The organism is Acinetobacter sp. SwsAc5 (assembly GCF_013391485.1).
In the GTDB taxonomy this organism is placed as follows: domain Bacteria; phylum Pseudomonadota; class Gammaproteobacteria; order Pseudomonadales; family Moraxellaceae; genus Acinetobacter; species Acinetobacter towneri.
The window spans coordinates 48,630-69,410 of record NZ_JACAXD010000014.1; the positions used below are offsets into that span (position 1 = coordinate 48,630).

Genomic DNA, 20,781 nt, shown 5'->3' on the forward strand with positions numbered 1-20,781 from the left:
CATCTGATTAAGGAATTAAACTTCCGTTTCTTTTTTTGCATTCATCCAACGATACAACACTGGTAATAGCACCAAGGTCAATAACGTCGAAGAAATAATTCCACCAATCACCACGGTCGCCAGTGGACGTTGAACCTCTGCCCCTGTGCCTGTGGCAAGCGCCATGGGAACAAAACCTAAGGACGCCACACAAGCGGTCATTAAAACAGGCCTTAATCGCAAAATCGCTCCCTGCCAAACGGCTTCATGCAGGCGATATTGCCCTCTTAGCTCTTTAATAAAGGTCAGCATGACCAAACCATTTAAGACGGCAACGCCAGACAAGGCAATGAAACCAATACCCGCCGACATTGACAAGGGAATGTCTCTTAACCACAAGAAAAGCACTCCGCCAGTTAGAGCAAATGGAACACCCGTGAACACCAACAAGCTTTCTTTGATGTTATGGAAAACGGCCATCAGCAAAATAAAGATTGTCAGTAACGCCAGTGGAATCACAATCTGCATTCGAGCCTGCGCCGAGGCCAGATTTTCAAACTGACCACCATATTCAATCCAGTAACCACTTGGTAGAGGATACTGCTTAAGCTGACTTTGTACTTCTGTGACAAAAGAGCCCAAATCACGCCCTTCCACATTCGCCGTGACAATCACACGCCGTTTGCCGTTTTCACGGCTGACTTGGTTGATGCCATCCATCATTTTTACAGTGGCAATATCGGTAAGTAAAATACTGCCACCATTTGGAAGCTGTATTGGCAGTTGCGCAATCCCACTGAGACTACGATCTTGCTCACTGAGCCGAATCACAAAGTCAAAACGGCGGTCACCCTGTAAAATTTCACCGACATTTTGTCCGCCAATGCTTGCTGACACATAGTCTTGTATAGTTTTGACACTTAAGCCATATTGAGCTGCTAAACTTTTATCAATTTCCACATTGAGCAAAGGTAAACCCGACGTTTGTTCAACTTTAACGGCGGTACTGCCTGAAACCTGTTGAATCAATTTACTGATTTTTTCAGCTTCCGCATTTAATACTTGCATGTCATCGCCAAAGATTTTGACACCGACATCACTACGTACACCCGATATTAACTCATTGAAACGCAGTTCAATTGGCTGAGAAAACTCACTGTTGTTACCGGGCAATGTCGCTAAATACGCCTGCATACGGCTACGCAGTTCATCCAATGTTTCTTTCGGGTTTGGCCATGCATCACGGGGTTTTAACATGATATAACCATCTGAAATATTTGGAGGCATTACATCGGTCGCCACTTCAGCCGTGCCTGTTCGCGCAAAAATAGCGTGTATTTCAGGGAATTTTTTCAGAAGTAGCTTTTCCGTATTTTCCTGAATACGAAGTGATTCTTCTAAGCCTGTGCTTGGAGAGCGCAGTTGCTGTACAGCAAAGTCACCTTCACTCAGTTGCGGTGCAAACTCACTGCCGATACGTGTTGCAAGTAATCCTGTCAACATCAACAAGCACAGTGCAAAGGTTAAAACCACTGCTTTATACTGATAGGCATAGTCCAATACCTGCTGATAACGATTTTTTAGCCACAGCATCCAACGGCTTTCAGTTTCTTTGATGTCACCTTTAACAAAAAGTGCGACAGCCGCAGGTACAAAGCTGATCGACAAAATAATGGCTGCAACAAGTGCAAGTACAACCGTCAAAGCCATTGGGTGGAACATTTTTGCTTCTACACCAGTCAGTGCAAAAATTGGGAAGTACACCACTAAAATAATCAGTTGACCAAAAATGAGCGGGCGACGGGCTTGGCGCGCTGCCAAAAACACTTCTTTAAAACGTTCCGACTGAGTCAACGGTCGTTTGAGTAACTGCTGCGCATGGGCTAAACGGCGAATACAGTTTTCAACAATTACCACTGCGCCATCGACAATAATACCGAAATCCAATGCACCCAAACTCATTAGGTTGGCACTGATGTTCTGCTGTGCCATACCCTTTAAAGTAAACAGCATAGACAGTGGAATCACACAGGCTGTAATTAACGCCGCACGAATATTACCTAAGAATAAAAAGAGGATCACAATCACCAAGATTGCGCCTTCAACCAAGTTCTTTTGCACTGTTTTAATGGCTTTTTCTACCAACGTGGTGCGGTCATAAACTGTTTCGATTCTAACGCCTTGCGGTAAACTACTTTGCACCTCCTGAATTTTGGCATCTACAGCTTTAGACACCGTTCGACTATTTTCTCCCATCATCATCATAGCGATGCCGAGTACAGTTTCTTCGCCGTTATAGGTTGCGCCTCCTGTTCTGAGGTCATGATCAATTGAAACCTGCGCAATATCTGCGACACGAATAGGGTTCCCTTTTGGGCTGGCAACCGCTGTATTTTCAATGTCTGCAAGACTGTTGAGTGTCCCTGGAACACGCACTGTGAGTTGCTGACCATTTTCCTCAATAAAACCTGCCCCACGGTTTTCATTATTTTCCTGTAAAGCGGTTTGCAGTTGGCTCAAGGAAATATTCAACTGCTGCATACGGTTAAAGTCGGGAGCAACCACATAGGTTTTGTTAAACCCGCCAATACTGTTGACCTCTGCAATTCCCGCAACACGTTGCAGTTGTGGGCGAACAATCCAATCTTGGATCTCCCGCAAGTCCATCGCGCTATAAGCTATACCATCCGCTTTTTTAGCATTCGGTTCGGCTTTAATCACCCACTGATAAATTTCACCCAAACCCGTTGAAACTGGTGACATGGTTGGGGAAACATCGCTAGGTAAGTCCGCTTTGACCTCTTGCACCCGCTGATTAATCTGCTGACGTGCCCAATAGATGTCTGTGCCATCCTCAAATACAATAGTGACTTGGGACAAACCATAACGTGAAATCGAGCGAGTCAACTGTAAATCTGGAATACCCGCCATTGCAGTTTCAATTGGATAGGTAATCCGCTGCTCAACCTCTAGTGCGGTAAAACCATTGGCTTGGGTATTAATTTGTACTTGCGTATTGGTAATATCAGGCACTGCATCGATCGGCAGTTTTTGATAGCTATAAACTCCGACCGCAATCCATGTACAGACAAAGAGCATGACCCAAATTGCATTTTGAATAGAGAACTGAATAATTCGTTCAAACAAACCCTCAGGCTTGGGTAAATCATGATTAGTGTGCATGATCAGCCTCGCCTTTTTCTAGTTCAGACTTAAGCACAAAGCTGCCTTGACTGACATAGCGTTGTCCTGCTGTTAGGCCTGAAATTACTTCCACCCATTGAGCGTCGTTTGAAGCTTGTCCAAGTTGAACGGGCTGCGCTTTCAAATGCACTTGTCCTTTTTGTTCAGCGTCGACCACAAATACCGAAGTCTGACCTTCAATGTTTTGAATAGCACTTTTATGGACGCGAAGTACTGTTTTGGAACTGGTATTGTCTAAAAAGATATTCACTAAAACATTTGGACGTAGTTCAGCAGCTTGGCTTTTTAATTTAGCACGTACCACCAAACGTCCTGTTTGTGCATCGGCTTGAGAATTTAAGCTTTGGATGACGGCTTCATATTTTTGATCAGAAGCATTCGGCTTAAATGTCAGACTCTGATTGGCTTGTAACTGACCTGAGTACTGAGCAGGCAGATTAAACTCAAGCCATAACTCTTTAAATTGTTCAATCACAAAAAGCTGATCGGCCAATTGTACGTTTTCACCCACTACGATATCTTTTTGGCTAATCACACCTGAAATGGGTGCTTTAATGGCAAAACGACCATTTACCCCACCTGTTGCACCTAGGGCGTTTAAGCGGCTTTGCACCGATTGCACAGTAATCTGCGCTTGTCGGTAAGCATTTTCTGCCCGTTGATAATCTTGCTTGGCAGAAATGCCCTGTGACCATAACTGCTGTTCACGTTGATAATCTTGACGCGCTAAATCCAAGCTAGCTTGGGCCATCCGCAAATTGGCTTGTTGATCGATCAGCTCGGGTACAGACAGTACAGCTAAGGTTTGTCCTTTTTGTATGTTTTGACCAAGTTCAACATTCACCTGTTCCACATGCCCACCAAAGTTTGGCGAAATATGAGCTTGCTGATCGGTATTCACCACAAGCTTTCCGGGTAGAACGGTGACTTGAGACACCACACCTTGTTGAGCTGAAGCGATTTGAATGCCTTGCTCTGTCAGTTGCTGCGCTGTCAGTTGAATTTCACCTTCCTCGGCATGTCCTTTTTCTGCCTCGGGCTTATCCGTATGTTCAGATTCTTCATGTTCGGCATGCGCATGTTCATCGGTGGTTTTATCTTTGGAGCTAAACCAGATCCCAACAGCGATGAGGAATGTAATAAGGAGCAAAAGCCCAATCATCAATGGCTGTGATATTTTTCCAAATTGGTTTTTTAGTTGCATATTATTGTGCTCCGCCAAGGATGAGGTCTTGTATTTGTGCGATCGAATTTTTACTGATTTGGCTAAAAGCATCTGAACTACTGATCTGTTCATAGCTGGTACCGAGGCTGAGTGCTTCTGCGCTCAATGCGGTCTGCCAAGCTTGACGTAATAACTGCAACTGCCCAAGGCGTATGCTTTGCAGTTGTGAGTTGGCTTGTTGAATGTCGGTAATGGACAACTTTCCCGCTTTAAAACCTTGCAGTGTGCGGACTTGCACTTGTTCTGCCAAAGTGGTTTGTTGACTGATCGCACTGAACTGCAGTTTTAGTCCTTTAAGCTCATGCACGGCATTGGCGATATCTAAAATCTGCTGTTTTAACTCGCGCTGTTGCTGCTGATTTAACAAGCTTTGCTGGCGCTGGGCCATCGGAATGCTGTATTGCTGACGGTTAAAAATATTCAGCGGAATATCCACACCGACACCTAATGTGGTATCGCTACTTTCATTCGGTGCTTGGCTTCGTTTCATGCCGACATTTAAGGTCGGATTAGGACGCGCCTGCACTTTTAAACTTTCAATATTTAAATTGGATTGTTGAATGTTCAGTGCATACAGCTTTTCCAACCAACCTTCAGCAATATAGCGCTGTACTGTGGCATCACTTTGATCTGGCCATGGCATGGTGGTCGCATTGAGTTGAATATCGGCTTTGGTTTCGCCCCATAGGTTTGAGAGTTGACGCTGTGCTACTTGTTCTGCCAATACCGCTTGTTGGTATAAGCGCTGCATATCCAAACTTTCGATTTGCGCACGTTCATAGTCAACCAAAGAAATACTGCCCGCCTGATAACGTTTTTTGGCACTGTCTAAATTGTTTTGACTCACTTTGAGTTGTGCTGCGTACAGCGATTTTTCAACTTGTGCCAAAGCCAATTGAGACCATGCAAATTTCACCACCAATTGGCTTTGTGCTGTCCACAGTTGTTGCTGTAACTGCACTTGTTGGTGCGCTGTTTCTGCGAGTTTTTGATTGAGCTTACGCTGTCCAAACACATCTAAGGGCTGACTGATGGCAATACTGAGCTCTTGATCGGTATTTGAACCAAAACCATCTTGATTGATATTTAAGCTAGGATTTTGCCATAGGCCGCTGTTTTTGATGTTCAGCTCTGAAATGCTTTGACGCTGTTGCCCAATTTCACTTTGGTTTTGATAGCGCTCTACTTTTGCTAAAGCTTCATCCAAAGTCTTGATCGGTTCGGCAAAACTCCATTGCATCGCGGCTGTTGTTATGCCCACAGCAAGAGCTTGGCGTATAAACGCCTTAAATTGATTCGACATGCTTTTTCCCACTAATTTTTAGAAGAAGTGGTGGGAAATGTTTTAGGCTACCCCACCATTAGCGGGGAAAGTTCAGGAGGAGGATGTTGCCCCAATAAATCAGGGGCTTGATAGGCATTGTGCCAAAAAAACTGCGGACACTCACGAAGTTCAAAAGCGAGTGGCAGTTGATAGTTTTTTTCTTTCGGAATAATCAAATGTGCCATTGTGGGTAAATGATCTTGATGGTCTTCACCCAATTGAAACTGATCATTTGCCGTTTGAGTATGGTCATTAACACTGATTTGTTGGTGTGCCTTATCATCAGACACACACAAGGTAGTTTGATGGTGGCCAAAATGAAAACTTTGTTGAGTCACGACTTGAGCTTTTTGTTCTTCATGGACGCAAAAAGCTGCCGCCACGTTCCATAGACTTTGGAACATGAATAAAGCAACTAAGACGCTAGTCCACGTGGTAGAACGCATAATGTCGTACTGAAATAAAGTGACGCTATTGTAAAGCCTAGACTAAGTCTAAGGTCAAGTCTTTTTAAAGACTATGTTCGTGTTGGTGTGGATGGCATTCATCTTCTTCAATCTGTAAAGTCACTTGCGTAATCCCATGCTCGTGCCCCAATAACTCTACAGCTTGGTGGTATAAAGCTCTTTGATCTACATCTGGTGCAATCAAATGCGCGGTTAAATGCACATTTTTAGAAGTAATAGCCCAAACTTTAAGCTGATGAATGCCTTGTACACCCTCTAAAGCCAGCAAGTCATTACGTAAAGATTCAATATCAATTTCACTTGGCACACCTTCGAGCAAAATATTGATACTTTGTTTCAGTAGCACCCAAGTTCGAGGTAAGACCCAAAAGCCAATCAACACAGCAATAACGGTATCTACCCACATCCAACCTGTGAAATAAATCACCAGTGCGCCAATGATCACACCCACAGAACCTAATGCATCACTGAGCACCTCAAGATAAGCCCCTTTCACATTTAAGCTGTCTTGGCTGCTCGACACCAAAATTTTCATTGAAATCAGATTGATGATTAAACCCAAAGCCGCAACAATCAGCATACCCAAGCTTTGAATTTCAGGTGGTTGACTAAAACGCTGATAGGCTTCATATAAAATGTAAATCGCCACCACAAACAACATCATGGCATTAAACAAAGCTCCCAAGATTTCAAACCGCTGATAGCCAAAAGTACGTTTATCATCGGCAGGCTTTTGCCCAATTTTGATGGCTGCTAAAGCAATGGCTAAAGCAGCGGCATCGGTAAACATATGCGCTGCATCGGACAGTAAGGCCAAACTTTGTGTGATAAATCCTGCAACCACTTCCACAATTAAAAAGGTAAACGTCAGGGCAAGTGCAATGGTTAATTTCTTGGCATTTTTTGCAGTCACTTCAACATGACTGTGATCATGGTTATGAGAACCACTCATGTAGGGCTCCTTATCATTTTATTTAACGGAATGCTTCAGCATTGAAATCGAAGCTTTTTTAATTTAAAAATTACTCGATTCAGCATACTCGGTTAAAATGATAAAATCATCTTTCATGTGAATACGTCTTTATTTGCGGCGTTTTTTACCTGTTAAAAAGTTCATCGCCTGCGTATAACATGTTGGTGTAATACGCTGTACCAGATCAATTATTTTGGCATCTGTTCGGCTTTGTTGCGCAAAGTTTTCATAACCATATGATTTTAAAAGTTTTGATTATTTTTTATCCAAAATTAAATTTATTTAAATCAGATATTTACATATTTAAGCAACAAAGCCTCAGCTAACTAAAAATTTTTTTTAGCTTGGTTAGTTATTTTGTCAACTTAATATTTCACAAAAAATTCACTATTAAATACATACTCTTTACTTGGAAGTAAAATGCTGAAATTTTTGACTGAAAAAAATTAGCCAATGCTTTCAAGTTAGATTAAGTAAATTGTACCAAATATAAATTTATATAGGTGTATTCTTCAATGGCTATAGAGTTTGTTTCAAAATCAAAACTACCGACTGCATTTGGTGATTTTGAAATTATAGCGTTTCAAGACCAAAGTACTGGTGAAGAACATATAGCTCTTGCTAAAGGCATGGGTACTATTTCTAATCAACCTGTACTCGTTAGAATTCATTCAGAGTGCTTAACAGGTGACGCTTTTGGATCACTCAAATGTGATTGTGGTCCCCAATTACATTCAACCATGAAAATGATTAATGATGCAGGTCAAGGTGTGATCTTATACTTGCGCCAAGAAGGTCGCGGCATAGGACTAACCAATAAAATTCGAGCTTACGCCCTTCAAGACCAAGGACATGATACTCTTGACGCCAATTTATTATTAAATTTACCAGCAGATGCTCGTAAATATGATATGTGTACCATTATGTTAGATTATTTAAAAATAAAGAATGTAAAACTCATTACAAATAATCCCCTTAAAATTAAATCTTTAACTGATTTAGGAATTAATGTTGTTGAACGTATTCCTTTAAAAGTTGGTTTAAATATCTTTAACAAAGCTTATCTTGAAACAAAGCAAAAACGCATGTCACATCTATATGATAATAGTGATTTTTAAAAAGCGATCACTTTTAGAAAAAACCCACGTATAAAGTTCCATCTCCCTTTCGGGAGAAGGCGAAGATAAAATATTGTTTTATATTCAATTATGCTTTTAAAGAAGATTTATGAAAGGTGCCTGACTATTCTTTATTTTGTCTCAGTATCTGTGCAAAAACCGTCACTTTTTCTAAAGTCGCATTCATTCCCTTATTAAAAAAAGTATCGACAAGCGCTGAGCCAATGATAATAAGATTTACTTTATTGGCTAGTGCTTTAACATGGCTTTCATTTTTGATCCCAAAACCAATTGCAACAGGAATATTAAAAATCGGCTTAATTTCAGTCATCTTTTTCTCAAGATTAGATAGATTGAAGTCTCCTCCTGTTAATCCATTTTCTGCAACATGATATAAAAACCCTGTCGCGCGCGCTGAAATTTGCTCTAACCTTTCAACTGGGGTCGTCGGCGCGGTCATTGCAATTAAATGCATATTTTTTTCATTTAACTGCACTTCAAAGTTTTCTCGATATCCATATGGAGCATCTAAAATCAATATTCCATCTATAAGATTTTCTGTTTCGGCGATAAGTGTCTCAAAACCATATTGCATAATCGGATTTAAATAAGTCATGAAAACTATTGGTGTCTGGTCATCATGCAGCCTGATTACTTTTACCAATTCAATGGTCTGTTTTACCGTTTGACCTGCACCTAAAGCCCGAAGATGCGCTGCCTGAATGATCTCTCCATCAGCCACTGGATCAGAAAATGGAATACCAACTTCAATAATGTCAGCCCCTGCTTGACCCAATTGGCTTAACAGACGACAACTTTCTGTAAAATTAGGATCTCCAGCAGTAAAATAACAGACCAGACCGCTTCGATTTTCCAGTTTCAATTGCTCTAATTTTTGATCTAGACGGTTCATGCTGTAGCTCCTGCAAGATATTTTTTGACCGTGTTTAAGTCTTTGTCTCCTCTGCCACTTAAATTGACAATAACGATCTGTTCTGGCTGCATTTCTTGAGCAAGTTGAATCGCATATGCAATCGCATGAGAACTCTCAAGAGCAGGAATAATACCCTCCTGTTGACTTAAAAGCTGAAATGCATTTACCGCTTCTTGATCGGTGATCGCCGTATATATCACACGTCCTGTTTCAAACAGAAGACCATGCTCAGGACCAACACCAGGATAATCTAAGCCAGCTGATATAGAGTGCCCCTCTAAAATCTGCCCATCTGAATCTTGTAATAAATAAGTTAAATTGCCATGCAGCACACCGACCTGACCTTTGCAAATAGAGGCGGCATGTTCATCGCTATTTATTCCTTTTCCACCTGCCTCAACGCAAAACATTTTGACATTTAGGTCTTTTAGAAAAGGATGCATCAACCCTAGTGCATTTGATCCCCCACCAACGCAAGCAACTAGAGCATCAGGCAGTTTATTTTCTTTCAGGAGTATTTGATTTTTGGCTTCTAAACCAATAGTTTTCTGAAATTCTCTCACCATGGTGGGATATGGATGAGGGCCTGCACCCGTACCCAATAGGTAATAGGTGGTATCCACATTACGAATCCAGTCACGTAATGCTTCGTTCATCGCATCTTTTAAAGTCCCACGCCCTTTTTGAACACTTCTGACTTCAGCACCGAGTAATTTTATACGTTCAACATTCATTTGTTGGCGCTGAATATCTGTTTCTCCCATAAAAATGGTACATTTCATCTTAAACAGCGCGCAAACCGTTGCTGTTGCAACACCATGTTGTCCAGCACCCGTTTCTGCAATGATTCTGGTTTTCCCCATAAATTTGGCTAATAAGATTTGCCCTACACAATTATTGATCTTATGCGCACCCGTATGGTTCAAATCTTCCCGCTTGAGATAGATTCGAGCGCCGCCTGCATAAGCTGTTAGTTTTTTTGCATAAAAAAGAGGACTCGGACGACCAACAAAGTCCGTTAAAATCTGCTGATATTCAGCCCAAAATTCAGGTTTGTGACGAACAGTATTAAAGGCTTGCTCTAATTCTTGAAGTGCAGGCATTAAGCTTTCTGGCATGTAACATCCGCCAAATTTACCAAAAAATCCCAAGTCATCAGGACCATTACCTGTATAAGGAGTTGTCATCTCATATCTCTTTTACTATCAAAACTTGTTCGATCTTAAAATATTTTCATTTTGATGATAATTGATATATTTTGAGGTTATGGTGTTAGAAAATTTTACAACATGAAACGCAGAACATTACCTCCTCTTAATGCTTTAAAAGCTTTCGAAGCTGTCGCTAGAAATAAAAGTTTCAGCTTAGCTGCCGAAGAATTATGTGTAACCCATAGCGCGATTAGCCATCAAATAAAGCAGTTAGAAGAATGGTTGGATAAAAAATTGTTTATTCGACATTCCTCGACCATCTCTCTGACGGCGGATGCCGAAGAATTATCGCTCGTTTGTACGCAGCTTTTTAATCGTTTAGAACAATGCGTCTTTGAGTTAACTAATAAGACATCTGAAGTAGAAGTTGTCATAGGCGCTTCTCATAGTTTTATGGCAAATTGGCTGATTCCTCGATTAGAAAAGCTCGAAGTCATTTATCCCAATATCCATATCAAATTAATGACATGTAATGACTTAAAATTGTTAGAAAAAGAGAAGGTTGATATATTTATCAATAGCGTCAGTGAGCATCATCTACTTCCCAACTTTTTGAATAAATATCTGTTATTTCCCGATAACATGGGTCCTATTTGTAATCGTGAAATAAATTTTCTTCATTCCGTAAATGATCTTTTAAACTATCCATTACTTCATACCCACTCAAATAAAAGTGCATGGCATACATGGTTTGATCAGTTTCAAATAAGCTTTTCCGCAAAATCCAATGACCGTTATTTTGATAGTCTCAATTTGATGATAGAAGCTGCTGTATCTGGGTTAGGAATTGCCATAGCCCCTCAAATTCTAGTAGAAAAAGAAATATTAAATGGCAGGGTCATTGCACCTTTTGGTTTTATCTATTGTGACTATAATTTTTATGCAATGGTCAGAAAAAATAACGAAAATCGTGATGTTATGAATATCATTGATTGGTTAATGGCCGAAGAAAAAAGTTAAACATTTAATCTTTGATTTGAAAAATTCTATTCAATTGCTCATCTATAACGTCTATTTCACATTCTGTTCACGCTTTGCTGCCTAAGGTATAAACATACACTTCATACGGACACTGATGATGAGACTTGTAAAAACACTAATTGCTACAGCCTTATCCTTGCCGCTTCTGTTGTTAGCCGGATGTAAAAGTATTCCCAGTTATTCAGCCGATTACGCCCAATCCAGAAACGGTATTCAGGGGATAGCGCTGGATCAGGCTAAAGCTCAGGATATCGGCCTCCGCTTTACCTCAGCTTTTAATACTTTGGGCACACCAGAATTTGTGGAAAGAGCCGGATCGCTGTATGCCGACCAGCTGTTTATTAACGATACCCTATCGCAATTTTCATCCCGTCAAAATCTGCTGGAGCACTTTCAAGGCATGAACAAACGGGTTAGCAAGGTCAGCGTCAAGCTGTTAAACGCTTCTTATCATCAGGACTCTGCCTATGTGCACTGGCATATGACCTATGATTTTAAAATGTTCGGCACGACCCGCAGTATGGACTCTTACGGTATCAGTGAAATCAAGATCAACGAAAACAACAAGATTATTTTCCAGCAGGATTTCTGGGACCCTGCGAATGGCCTGTACCGTTCCCTGCCTTATGTTGGAGGGGTCTACTCATGGCTACTGCCTTTCAAAAAATAGCGATTAGTACAGCGTTAGTGATGGGATGTAGCTTCTGTCCATGGGCACAGGCACAAAGCCTGAATCAATGCGGCAATGGTCCGCTGATGGTGGGTCAAAAACAGGTCGGTATGGCCAGTTATTTTGCCCAAAACTGTAGCCAGTCCTGGGAAAAACAAAATATACAGATGGACTTTTCCTATACCCAGAATATTCCGGATTGGGCATTTAAACGTGCGGCCACACATTTACTGAAACGTAATGTTAAAGACGCAAAAATACATGCTCTATTCAACCCATTCACTGATTTGTATCGTCCGGTCAGATCAGGTGATCTGTACCGCTTGAAATACAGCCATGCCACGCAAACCCTAAGTTTATCCCTCAACCGGAAAAATTTAGGGCAGCTGCAGCATCCGCTAGCCCAGCAATATTTTAATATATGGCTTGGTCCCCAGCCATTTAGTGCTAAATTAAAACAGCAATTATTAAATTAGTGTCTGCCGCTATGTCGAAACATTTTATCCTGATGGTTGAAGACCATTATGAACTGGCCTCTACCCTATGCGAGTTTCTTGAAGAACATGGCTTTGTGGTCGATCATGCCCGCAATCTGAGTGCTGCTAGACAATTACTTAAACAGCAACGCTACCATATCTTACTACTAGATATTAATTTGCCTGATGGTTCTGGTTATGAATTGTGCGAGTGGTTACGCAATGAAGAGGGGTTGGACTTACCTGTCTTGATGCTTACCGCTCGGGATACCTTGGATGATAAACTCAAAGGCTTCAATTCCGGCACGGATGATTATCTGGTCAAGCCTTTCGATTTTAACGAGCTGGTGGTTCGGGTGAAGGCCCTGATCAAACGCTCCCTGGGTGAAGTATCCAACAGTCGTCTGCAAATTCATGACCTAATTTTGGACCCCGCAACACAGCAGCTAACTCGAGCTGGGCAGAACATTGAATTGCCTCCAATTCAGTTTAAACTTTTGAAACTATTGATGCGTCATTCTCCTAAAGTACTGACCAAACAGGAAATTATGATGCAGCTTTGGGGTGACGAAGAGCCAGAAAGTGATGCTCTGCGCAGTCATATCTATAATTTACGCAAAATGGTCGATAAACCCTTTGAACATAAGCTGATTCACACCATATCTGGGATTGGTTTAAAGATTGCTTTCGAAGATGAAGCCTAATTTAGGTACACAACGACAATCAGTCCAGTGGTGATTGCTAATTCAACATTCTGATGAGTGTCAAGATAATATTGCCTGTCAAACAGCTCCACACGCCAACCTAGCTGTTTGCATAGCTTTTGCACCAATTGTAATCCAATGCCATGCCCTTTGATTTCCAGTTTTAGCTGCTGACCAGACAGTTCCTGAACTTTAGAATTGTTAGGTAAAGGCATGCCGACCCCATTGTCAGCAATCAGCACTTTATTTTTTTCCAGAATCACATCAATTTCTGTGCCCTGTGAATAGTTCAGCGCATTGCGCAGAATATTGCCAAACACCATTTTGGTCATGGATGGATAAAGTTTACGCGGCTGTTCATCGAGGTCTTTTTGCAGGTCTATCTGCATGCCTTTGTTATGACTGACACTCTCCAGATCCTGCACCAGATTGTCCAGACATTCTGAAAGCATGGTCGGTTCAGCAGTTAAAGTGTTGGTGGTATTGCGGGCAATGGCCAGCAAGGTATCGACCAGCAGCTGCATGTCTTCAATGGTGTTATGCAGGCGGGTAAAGGCCTTGTTGTCGCCATAGCGTGCCTGACACAGCTGCACATTGCCTTTTAAAATGGTCAGTGGCGTGCGTAGCTCATGGCTGACATCTCCAGTAAATTCACGCTCACGCTGAATAAATTCACTTAATACCTGATGATATTTTTCCAGCGCCTGCTTGAGGTATTCAGCTTCCAGATTAGAGTCGGTGCGGATGTCCTGAAAAGGCGAAGCCTGATTTTTCTGATGTTCCCAGTCGATATATTCCAGCGCATTGGCCAGACGGGTAATCGGGGAAAAATAGCGCCGGGCCCGACGGTTCCACCACCACAGCACACTATATAGCACAAACAAGCTGACCATCAGCGGTGCCAGACCAAACAGCCACACCAGCTTGTTGACGTTGCTTTCGCCAAACACCAGCAGCACATGCTGTCCGTCTTTTTCACCATACACGGTCATGCGCTCCTTGCCATCGACAAAATGCCGGTTCACCCCTTGCTCAAGCTGTATGTGGCGAAATTGGACTGGCGGTACATCGCTCCAGCGATAACCATACAAGTTTTTGGTGTCTGGCAGTTCAGCAGCCGGATTACGTTCCAGCCGCTGCCAGTAGTGTGACATTTCCTGTTCTAGCGCAGTTCTGAGCAGGGAACCTTTAATTACCCAAGCACTGAAGCCAATCCCAATCACCACAGACAACGCAATGAATCCGATTTGCAGCCAGTAATAGCGGTTAAACACCTCACCCAGAGGATGATCGTGTTTGTCCCTGAACAGCTTTAACATTGGTGCATTCCCCGCTACCCCATCCGATTCGACATTCAATTATACGGTTTTCTTTTTAAACAGAAAGTGACCGATCACCCACTCGCGTCCATGCTCATAACCGAACAGCTCGGCACAGGCCATAAAGAAAATCCGCCAGCGTTGCCACCAGATTGCGGCATCCGCGCCATAAGTTTTTTCAAACAAGGGCTTTAGCTCGGCCTGTTTAGCATCCATATTTTCTAGCCAAGCATTTGCGGTACGTTCATACTGCGTACCCGCCCATTGCCAGTGCTGCTCTAATTGCAAATGCTGCTGGAAATGTAGAAAGGTCGACGCTGCCGGCATCAGTCCGCCACTAAAGAAATATCTCGACATCCAGTCGAATTCATTTTTAACTTCAAACGGATAATGCAGGAAACGGTGACAGAAAATATGGCACCAAAGCAGACCATCTGCTTTCAGCCAGCTGCTGATATTTTCAAACAGTTTCTGGTAGTTGCGAACATGTTCAAACATTTCCACCGAAACCACGCGGTCAAAGGACGCGGGTTCCAGTTGCAGCACATTGACGTCGCAGGTGATCACCGTCAGGTTCTGCAGTTTTTTTAAACGGGCTTGTTCCTGAATATACTCGCGCTGCGTTGAAGAATTTGACACGACTGTAATACGGGCCGTTGGATAATGCTCGGCCATATATAGACTTAAAGACCCCCAACCGCATCCAATTTCCAAAATATCCTGCCCGTCTTTCAGTTGTGCTCGCTGGCAATAGCATGCAAGGGCAGCTTCTTCGGCTTGGTCTAGCGTCATATCGGCATGTTTAAATAGACTAGCGCTATATTTCAAACGCTTACCGAGTACTGCCTGAAAAAATGCGGTCGGCAGTTCATAATGCTGCTCATTGGCTTTGTCTGTCTCAATAGCAATTTCGCTGTTTTTCAGCATGGTCAGCACATCCATATAGCGCTGCGCTGCCAATGCGGGGTTAAACCGACCTTCTTGTGCCAAACGTTTTTTGCTTAAAGTACGAATGCCTGCACGAATCACTGGGTCTGGCACCTTGCCATTTTCGATCAGTTCTAAGGTTTTTTGAATCACAAAGTCCATGTATTTACCTACTCTTTGGGTGGCCACGGAATAAACATTGAAGTTCGTCGTTGATAGTCTTTATAGTTGTCGCCGCGATGTGCCAGCGCCTGTTGTTCACTAAAGGGAATCCCGGTGATGTAGTACAGAAACAGCCACATCAGCAGTGGATATATCCATAATTCATAGCATCCTGCTGCCAAACCGAGCACTGGATAGGCAAACCAATGCAGCCATTCAAAAAAATAATTCGGATGACGCGAATATTTCCATAAGCCCTGATCCATGGTTTTACCTTGATTCTGTGTATCTAGCTTAAAACGGTAAAGTTGCTGATCGGCAGTGCTTTCGCCTATCAAAGCCGAGAGCATGATCATACCCGCCACAATAACAGTGACCAAAGTCCAGTCATTCCATTGCTCGGTCGAGATACTTAACAACTTCAGCATTGGGTAAGAAAACAGTAGCGCCAAACCTGCCTGAAATATAAAAAACACCAGAAAACCAAGATGCTGATAGTCCCCCATCGCTCTGCGCATGTTGGCATAACGCGTGTCTTCTTGGGTTTCATTGGCATAGCGCCGTAACAGATGCCAAGTCAGTCGTGAAAACCAGATCCCACTCGCCAGTCCCAGAAATAAGCGAACCAACATCGGTGCACTGTCAATTGCCCAAGCGGCAATAATCACATTGAGGGCAATACTGAAACTCCAAGCGACATCGACCAGCCCTGCTCTGCGGTTATAGGTCACCAGCAGCCAGCTACAGAGCATGATAAAGACATTCAGCATCAGTAAATTCAGCAGCATTTCTTCCCTCCTGTTTTATCTTGGCTTAGTAGGCACTGGCTTCGAACAGCAGATGTACATCACTGATCACGCCTTCGCGGAAGCCACCTTCGCAATAACACAGATAAAAATCCCACATGCGGATAAAGCGCTCATCAAAACCAAGTTGCAACACCTGATCACGTTGCTCCAGAAAACGCTGGCGCCAACACTTCAAGGTTTGTGCATAGCTTTGACCAATATCTTCCAGATGTTTGAGACGAAGTTTTTGCTCAGAAGCCGTTTGCGTCATCACACTGATACATGGAATAAAACTACCGGGGAAAATATAACGCTTAATATAATCCACCGTATTTAAAGCTTTAACATAGCGTGCATCTTCAATGGTAATCGCCTGTATCAAGGCTAGACCATTCGGCTTAAGGAGCTCGCGGCATTTTTGGAAATAAGTTGGTAAATATTGCTCACCAACTGCTTCAATCATTTCAATGGACACCAATTTGTCGTATTTACCCTCGAGTAAACGGTAGTCCTGAAGCTGTACAGACACCCGATGAGACAGCCCTGCTTCAGCAACTCGGGCGAGTGCTTCATCGTACTGAGCTTTGGAAATGGTAATGGTAGTCACCCTACAGCCATAATGCTGAGCCGCATAAATGGCAAAACCGCCCCAGCCGCTGCCAATTTCAACCAAATGATCCATCGGTTTGAGTTGCAGTTTCTGGCAAATCAGTTCTTTTTTATAATCCGAAGCCTGTTCCAGGGTCATGCCTGGCTCTTTAAACACCGCACTGGAATACATCATGCTGGAATCTAGGAACAGCTTGAAAAAGTCATTGCTCAGGTCATAATGCTCGGCAATATTTTTGCGGCTGCCATCAATCGAATTCTTGCGCGATTTATACCAGACCTTTAACAGTAACTGGCTGGCTTTGGCCACTGCATTCTGATTCATCTGGTCCAGCACATCGCGGTTACGTGCCAAAATGCGGATCACATCGACCAGATCTTCACTGCTCCAGTAGCCACGGATAAAACCTTCGGCAGCACCCAGTACACCATTACGGAACAGCAGATCCATCAGACGAACATCATGCACCTGTATCACCGCCTGTAAATCGCTATTTTCCCCGACAGCCCCGTTCCAGACGCCTTTAAAAATCAGCTGACCATGGCGTAATTTCAGCAGGTGGCGCAGTACCACCGGCAGTGTGCTTTGCTCTCCCATGAATAGTGTCTTCATCGCAATGTGTTTCCTTTTTCTTTTTTAGGATGTCGGTAAAATGGAATTTTCTTTTTCCATAAACGAAAGGCGTGCAGATAAATTCCGCTGACCATCCTGAAGGGTTCAAGAACTTTCAGTACAGCATAGCGATGCTGCTGTGAAGGAACCGTGATGGCCTGCAAGGAAAATTTCAGGGTGGCATCGAATTGCAAGATTCCCTGCTCAAACAGCTGCATATAAATCACGTTCTGCCGATCCGAAAAGCTGAAGCGCCAGCGATAATCCAACCCCATTGGCATGAACGGCGACACATGAAAGGCCTTTTTAAAGTCAAACTGGTGACTCTGGTACGGCGCATGTTCGTCTGCATTGTTTCGGCAGTCGTGAATGTAGACCTGTCGTTCATTCCACGGTGTGTTGGTGATTTCACTCAGCACAAAGAGCAACTGGTCGGTCGCACTAAAGACCATATAAAACACTACGGAATTGAAACGAAAGCCGAGTGTGCGCGGTAAAGCCAGCACCCGGATGGAAGCGGCATGCGGTAACAGATAGTTTTCCTGCTTAATCAGCAGGCGTGAGACCTTCTGCCGAATCGAACCATATTCCATGGTCAGAAAATCCCGCTCATCCAGGGTCAGGAAATTCCAGTGCCTGGAAGACCATAGCCAGGATTTTTGGGTAAAGCTTGAGAGTTGATCCGGATCAAACCATAGATAAGTTAGCTGGGTCTCAAAAGTATGGGCTTTGGGCAGGTAACGGCGATGCCTAATTTCGGCAGGGGCAATCGCCAGTGGATACATCTGCATCATGTGCTCCTAGGCGGCCTGTTCGGCCTGTTTCAATAGCTGATCGACTACCCATAATGCGCTACGCGCCCCATCCTCATGAAAGCCCCAGCCCCAGTAAGCGCCGCAATATGAGGTGCGGTTTTGGCCGTTGACCTCGGCCCAGCGTTGCTGTGCTTCAATCGCCGGGGCATCAAACACTGGATGACGGTAATGTCGTTCTATCCAGACTTTTTTCGGATTCAGGGCAAAATTAGGATTCAGGGTGGCAAAGACCTGGGTTTTGCAGTTCAGGTTCTGCAACTGGTTCATCCAGTAGCTAAAGCCATAATGTGTGCCACTGTGTTGGAATGGCGTCTGTTCAGTGACCTGAGTCGGCGTGACGTGTACATGCCAGCTGGCCCACTGGCGACGGGATTTGGGCATGATAGAGGTATCGGAATGTACCACCATGCGGTTATCCTGATAGCGGAACTTGCCTAGCACGTCCAGCTCCTGCGCGGTTGGGTCTTTCAGCAGTTTTAGGCTGTCATCGGCGTGGCTGGCGAAAATCACCCAGTCAAAACGCTCACTGCCCTGTTGGGTTTCAATCAGTACATCATTGGCACTGCGAGACACCTGATGCACAGCAGTTTTACGAAGCGTGATATTGCACTGGGCCTGAATGGCATGGACGTAGCGAGCTGACCCACCCTTGACCGTCAGCCATAAAGGACGGTCTTTGAGCTGCAACATGCGATGATGCTGGAAAAAGCTCACCACAAACTTATACGGAATCTGTCCGGCCTGTTCCACCGGGCAGGACCACAGCGCTCCACACATCGGATAGAGATGTTCATGACGGAAGGCATCGCTATAACCATGTTGATTTAAATACTCATCAATACTGAGCTGTGCATCGACATGCTCGACATCCAAATCTTTATTGGCGGCATAGAAGCGGAACAGATCCGACAACATCGCGCGAAAATCTGCATTAAAAAAGTTTTGAGGTCGGAACAATAACGAGAATTTTTTTGAAGGATTGTACTGTAAGCCAGTGACCTGATTATTCACCGAAAAGCCCATGTCACTGCTTTGCGATTGAATCCCAAGTTCTTTTAGCATGGCGCAGAACAGCGGATAGTTATGCTCGTTAAACACAATAAAGCCACTGTCCACCGCAACCTGTTCACCATCGATATTCAGCTGATGGGTATCGGTATGACCACCAAAGTAGTTATTCTTTTCAAAGACTGTGACTTCATGTGCTTTGCTGAGTTTCCAGGCAGCATACAGACCGGAAATACCTGAACCAATAATTGCAATTTTCATGGTGATTCCTTTGAATGAATAGTCGGAGTGCCGGTCTTGGCAGCTTTTTTCTGTTTTCGAGCCCGGGCAATTTTACTGACGTCATAGACACGTGCCGGAATGGGCTTGAGTCCCCAGACCAGCCCGAACAAAGACATGAGTTTCAGCAGGTAATAGGTCACATCAATCTGCCACCAGTAAAAACCCTGCCGGGTACTGCCGGCATAATAATGGTGATTGTTGTGCCAGCCTTCGCCCAAGGTAATGATCGACAGGAATAAATTGTTGCGGCTGTGATCATCCGTGTCAAAATCTCGGCTGCCATAATGATGCGCCAGTGAATTGATACACAAGGTGGCATGGATCAGTAACACGGTAGACACGACAAAGCCCCACACTAGCAATTGCAGGCCTGATGTACCAAGTTGCGGCCAGGTGATGGCCACCCACTCCCCGAGTGCATAAATTCCTCCCGCGGTCAGCAGCACCACAATTAAACTGAAGCGGTCCAGCCAGATCAGTTCCGGATATTTCAGCCAGTCCTTGATCACTTCTTTACGCGTGGCAAAATTATATTCATTTAAAAACCAGCCGACATGGCTGTACCAAAAACCATGTGTTGAGGAGTGTGGATCTTGTAGTGTATCGGTATAGCGGTGGTGATAACGGTGATGGGCCGCCCACCATAGCGGACCACGCTGTGCACTCATAGTTCCAATTAACACAAACAGGAATTGCACCGGACGCGAAGTCTGAAAAGTTTTATGTGACAGATAGCGATGAAAAAAGGCCGTAATGGAAAACATGCGGATTAGGTAGAATGCGAGCATGAAACCCAGTGCAAACCACGATACCCCCACCCAGAATACTGCCAGACAGGCCAGATGCAGTAGAATAAAGGGTAAAATTCTGAACCACTGAATTTTACTATTTTCAGCGGTCAGCGTTTCAGGCGATGTGTGTATGGACCAGCTGTCTATCCATCGCATCAGGCTTTTCAACATGGACTCATCCTACTTTTAAGCGGTTGTCTT

The 20,781-nt window shown here is 43.7% G+C and carries 19 protein-coding genes and 1 pseudogene; 5 read left to right on the forward strand and 15 right to left on the reverse strand.

Features of this window, described 5'->3' with window-relative positions; all coding sequences use genetic code 11:
- Nucleotides 1-15: 15 nt before the first annotated feature.
- From HYG89_RS09655 to HYG89_RS16060, 6 genes and pseudogenes are all read right to left on the reverse strand, one after another.
- The gene (locus HYG89_RS09655; RefSeq protein ID WP_178867261.1) at nucleotides 16-3,162 is read right to left on the reverse strand and encodes an efflux RND transporter permease subunit; all 3,147 of its coding nucleotides are present in this window, start codon (nucleotides 3,160-3,162) and stop codon (nucleotides 16-18) included.
- Nucleotides 3,152-4,387 carry an efflux RND transporter periplasmic adaptor subunit gene (locus tag HYG89_RS09660; protein WP_178867263.1) on the reverse strand — a complete coding sequence of 412 codons (1,236 nt, stop codon included), beginning with the start codon at nucleotides 4,385-4,387 and terminating at the stop codon, nucleotides 3,152-3,154. The genes HYG89_RS09655 and HYG89_RS09660 overlap by 11 nt, the downstream gene beginning before the upstream one ends.
- Before the next feature lies 1 nt (nucleotide 4,388).
- The gene (locus HYG89_RS09665) at nucleotides 4,389-5,711 is read right to left on the reverse strand and encodes a TolC family protein (protein ID WP_178867265.1); all 1,323 of its coding nucleotides are present in this window, start codon (nucleotides 5,709-5,711) and stop codon (nucleotides 4,389-4,391) included.
- 47 nt (nucleotides 5,712-5,758) lie between these two features.
- Nucleotides 5,759-6,178: a cation efflux protein, CzcI-like gene (locus HYG89_RS09670; protein WP_178867267.1), complete on the reverse strand. Its 420-nt coding sequence runs from the start codon at nucleotides 6,176-6,178 to the stop codon at nucleotides 5,759-5,761.
- 64 nt (nucleotides 6,179-6,242) lie between these two features.
- Nucleotides 6,243-7,151, reverse strand: a complete 909-nt coding sequence (locus HYG89_RS09675; protein ID WP_178867269.1) for a cation diffusion facilitator family transporter — start codon at nucleotides 7,149-7,151, stop codon at nucleotides 6,243-6,245.
- A gap of 129 nt (nucleotides 7,152-7,280) precedes the next feature.
- Nucleotides 7,281-7,376, reverse strand: a pseudogene (locus HYG89_RS16060) (short-chain dehydrogenase); the annotation flags it as partial.
- A gap of 311 nt (nucleotides 7,377-7,687) precedes the next feature.
- Here HYG89_RS16060 and ribA point away from each other — a divergent pair.
- Nucleotides 7,688-8,290 (forward strand): GTP cyclohydrolase II, encoded by a 603-nt coding sequence (ribA, locus tag HYG89_RS09680; protein ID WP_004976959.1) that lies wholly within the window; start codon nucleotides 7,688-7,690, stop codon nucleotides 8,288-8,290.
- A 124-nt stretch (nucleotides 8,291-8,414) separates the two neighbouring features.
- On the opposite strand, the gene trpA is transcribed toward ribA, so the two are convergent.
- Both trpA and trpB read right to left on the reverse strand, forming a co-directional pair.
- Complete coding sequence (gene trpA / locus HYG89_RS09685; RefSeq protein WP_178867272.1) at nucleotides 8,415-9,203, reverse strand: tryptophan synthase subunit alpha; 789 nt, start codon at nucleotides 9,201-9,203, stop codon at nucleotides 8,415-8,417.
- Nucleotides 9,200-10,411, reverse strand: a complete 1,212-nt coding sequence (trpB, locus tag HYG89_RS09690) for a tryptophan synthase subunit beta (RefSeq protein ID WP_178867274.1) — start codon at nucleotides 10,409-10,411, stop codon at nucleotides 9,200-9,202. Before trpB ends, trpA begins: the two co-directional genes overlap by 4 nt.
- Before the next feature lie 102 nt (nucleotides 10,412-10,513).
- Here trpB and HYG89_RS09695 point away from each other — a divergent pair, with 102 nt between their 5' ends.
- The 4 genes from HYG89_RS09695 (at nucleotide 10,514) to HYG89_RS09710 (ending at nucleotide 13,266) form a co-directional block, all read left to right on the forward strand.
- A complete protein-coding gene (locus tag HYG89_RS09695; RefSeq protein WP_178867276.1) occupies nucleotides 10,514-11,395 on the forward strand; it encodes a LysR family transcriptional regulator in 882 nt (293 codons plus the stop codon).
- Nucleotides 11,396-11,513: 118 nt separating this feature from the next.
- On the forward strand, nucleotides 11,514-12,086 hold the full coding sequence (locus tag HYG89_RS09700) for a nuclear transport factor 2 family protein (protein ID WP_178867302.1): 573 nt from the start codon (nucleotides 11,514-11,516) through the stop codon (nucleotides 12,084-12,086).
- Nucleotides 12,062-12,562 carry a chalcone isomerase family protein gene (locus tag HYG89_RS09705; protein ID WP_178867278.1) on the forward strand — a complete coding sequence of 167 codons (501 nt, stop codon included), beginning with the start codon at nucleotides 12,062-12,064 and terminating at the stop codon, nucleotides 12,560-12,562. Before HYG89_RS09700 ends, HYG89_RS09705 begins: the two co-directional genes overlap by 25 nt.
- Nucleotides 12,563-12,573: 11 nt before the next feature.
- Nucleotides 12,574-13,266, forward strand: a complete 693-nt coding sequence (locus HYG89_RS09710; RefSeq protein WP_178867280.1) for a response regulator transcription factor — start codon at nucleotides 12,574-12,576, stop codon at nucleotides 13,264-13,266.
- On the opposite strand, the gene HYG89_RS09715 is transcribed toward HYG89_RS09710, so the two are convergent.
- Genes HYG89_RS09715 through HYG89_RS09745 form a run of 7 tightly spaced genes read right to left on the reverse strand, consistent with a single transcriptional unit; the run spans nucleotide 13,263 to nucleotide 20,751 of the window.
- Nucleotides 13,263-14,576 carry a HAMP domain-containing sensor histidine kinase gene (locus HYG89_RS09715; protein WP_218644946.1) on the reverse strand — a complete coding sequence of 438 codons (1,314 nt, stop codon included), beginning with the start codon at nucleotides 14,574-14,576 and terminating at the stop codon, nucleotides 13,263-13,265. The genes HYG89_RS09710 and HYG89_RS09715 overlap by 4 nt on opposite strands.
- A gap of 48 nt (nucleotides 14,577-14,624) precedes the next feature.
- Complete coding sequence (locus tag HYG89_RS09720; RefSeq protein WP_178867304.1) at nucleotides 14,625-15,674, reverse strand: cyclopropane-fatty-acyl-phospholipid synthase family protein; 1,050 nt, start codon at nucleotides 15,672-15,674, stop codon at nucleotides 14,625-14,627.
- 8 nt (nucleotides 15,675-15,682) lie between these two features.
- Nucleotides 15,683-16,462, reverse strand: coding sequence for a DUF1295 domain-containing protein (locus HYG89_RS09725; RefSeq protein ID WP_178867284.1), 780 nt, complete (start codon nucleotides 16,460-16,462; stop codon nucleotides 15,683-15,685).
- 25 nt (nucleotides 16,463-16,487) lie between these two features.
- Entirely contained in the window at nucleotides 16,488-17,684 is a 1,197-nt protein-coding gene (locus HYG89_RS09730; protein WP_178867286.1) for a cyclopropane-fatty-acyl-phospholipid synthase family protein, read from the reverse strand.
- On the reverse strand, nucleotides 17,681-18,475 hold the full coding sequence (locus tag HYG89_RS09735; protein WP_178867307.1) for a DUF1365 domain-containing protein: 795 nt from the start codon (nucleotides 18,473-18,475) through the stop codon (nucleotides 17,681-17,683). The genes HYG89_RS09730 and HYG89_RS09735 overlap by 4 nt, the downstream gene beginning before the upstream one ends.
- A gap of 9 nt (nucleotides 18,476-18,484) precedes the next feature.
- On the reverse strand, nucleotides 18,485-19,768 hold the full coding sequence (locus HYG89_RS09740; protein ID WP_178867288.1) for an NAD(P)/FAD-dependent oxidoreductase: 1,284 nt from the start codon (nucleotides 19,766-19,768) through the stop codon (nucleotides 18,485-18,487).
- Nucleotides 19,765-20,751, reverse strand: coding sequence for an acyl-CoA desaturase (locus HYG89_RS09745; protein WP_096901221.1), 987 nt, complete (start codon nucleotides 20,749-20,751; stop codon nucleotides 19,765-19,767). Before HYG89_RS09745 ends, HYG89_RS09740 begins: the two co-directional genes overlap by 4 nt.
- Between the last annotated feature and the right edge of the window lie 30 nt (nucleotides 20,752-20,781).

What these genes read in the sequence shown, in the direction of transcription:
- HYG89_RS09655 (WP_178867261.1), bottom strand. Translation starts at nt 3,162, where the DNA reads ATGCACACTAATCATGATTTACCCAAGCCTGAGGGTTTGTTTGAACGA.
- HYG89_RS09660 (WP_178867263.1), bottom strand. Translation starts at nt 4,387, where the DNA reads ATGCAACTAAAAAACCAATTTGGAAAAATATCACAGCCATTGATGATT.
- HYG89_RS09665 (WP_178867265.1), bottom strand. Translation starts at nt 5,711, where the DNA reads ATGTCGAATCAATTTAAGGCGTTTATACGCCAAGCTCTTGCTGTGGGC.
- HYG89_RS09670 (WP_178867267.1), bottom strand. Translation starts at nt 6,178, where the DNA reads ATGCGTTCTACCACGTGGACTAGCGTCTTAGTTGCTTTATTCATGTTC.
- HYG89_RS09675 (WP_178867269.1), bottom strand. Translation starts at nt 7,151, where the DNA reads ATGAGTGGTTCTCATAACCATGATCACAGTCATGTTGAAGTGACTGCA.
- ribA (WP_004976959.1), top strand. Translation starts at nt 7,688, where the DNA reads ATGGCTATAGAGTTTGTTTCAAAATCAAAACTACCGACTGCATTTGGT.
- trpA (WP_178867272.1), bottom strand. Translation starts at nt 9,203, where the DNA reads ATGAACCGTCTAGATCAAAAATTAGAGCAATTGAAACTGGAAAATCGA.
- trpB (WP_178867274.1), bottom strand. Translation starts at nt 10,411, where the DNA reads ATGACAACTCCTTATACAGGTAATGGTCCTGATGACTTGGGATTTTTT.
- HYG89_RS09695 (WP_178867276.1), top strand. Translation starts at nt 10,514, where the DNA reads ATGAAACGCAGAACATTACCTCCTCTTAATGCTTTAAAAGCTTTCGAA.
- HYG89_RS09700 (WP_178867302.1), top strand. Translation starts at nt 11,514, where the DNA reads ATGAGACTTGTAAAAACACTAATTGCTACAGCCTTATCCTTGCCGCTT.
- HYG89_RS09705 (WP_178867278.1), top strand. Translation starts at nt 12,062, where the DNA reads ATGGCTACTGCCTTTCAAAAAATAGCGATTAGTACAGCGTTAGTGATG.
- HYG89_RS09710 (WP_178867280.1), top strand. Translation starts at nt 12,574, where the DNA reads ATGTCGAAACATTTTATCCTGATGGTTGAAGACCATTATGAACTGGCC.
- HYG89_RS09720 (WP_178867304.1), bottom strand. Translation starts at nt 15,674, where the DNA reads ATGGACTTTGTGATTCAAAAAACCTTAGAACTGATCGAAAATGGCAAG.
- HYG89_RS09725 (WP_178867284.1), bottom strand. Translation starts at nt 16,462, where the DNA reads ATGCTGCTGAATTTACTGATGCTGAATGTCTTTATCATGCTCTGTAGC.
- HYG89_RS09730 (WP_178867286.1), bottom strand. Translation starts at nt 17,684, where the DNA reads ATGAAGACACTATTCATGGGAGAGCAAAGCACACTGCCGGTGGTACTG.
- HYG89_RS09735 (WP_178867307.1), bottom strand. Translation starts at nt 18,475, where the DNA reads ATGCAGATGTATCCACTGGCGATTGCCCCTGCCGAAATTAGGCATCGC.
- HYG89_RS09740 (WP_178867288.1), bottom strand. Translation starts at nt 19,768, where the DNA reads ATGAAAATTGCAATTATTGGTTCAGGTATTTCCGGTCTGTATGCTGCC.
- HYG89_RS09745 (WP_096901221.1), bottom strand. Translation starts at nt 20,751, where the DNA reads ATGTTGAAAAGCCTGATGCGATGGATAGACAGCTGGTCCATACACACA.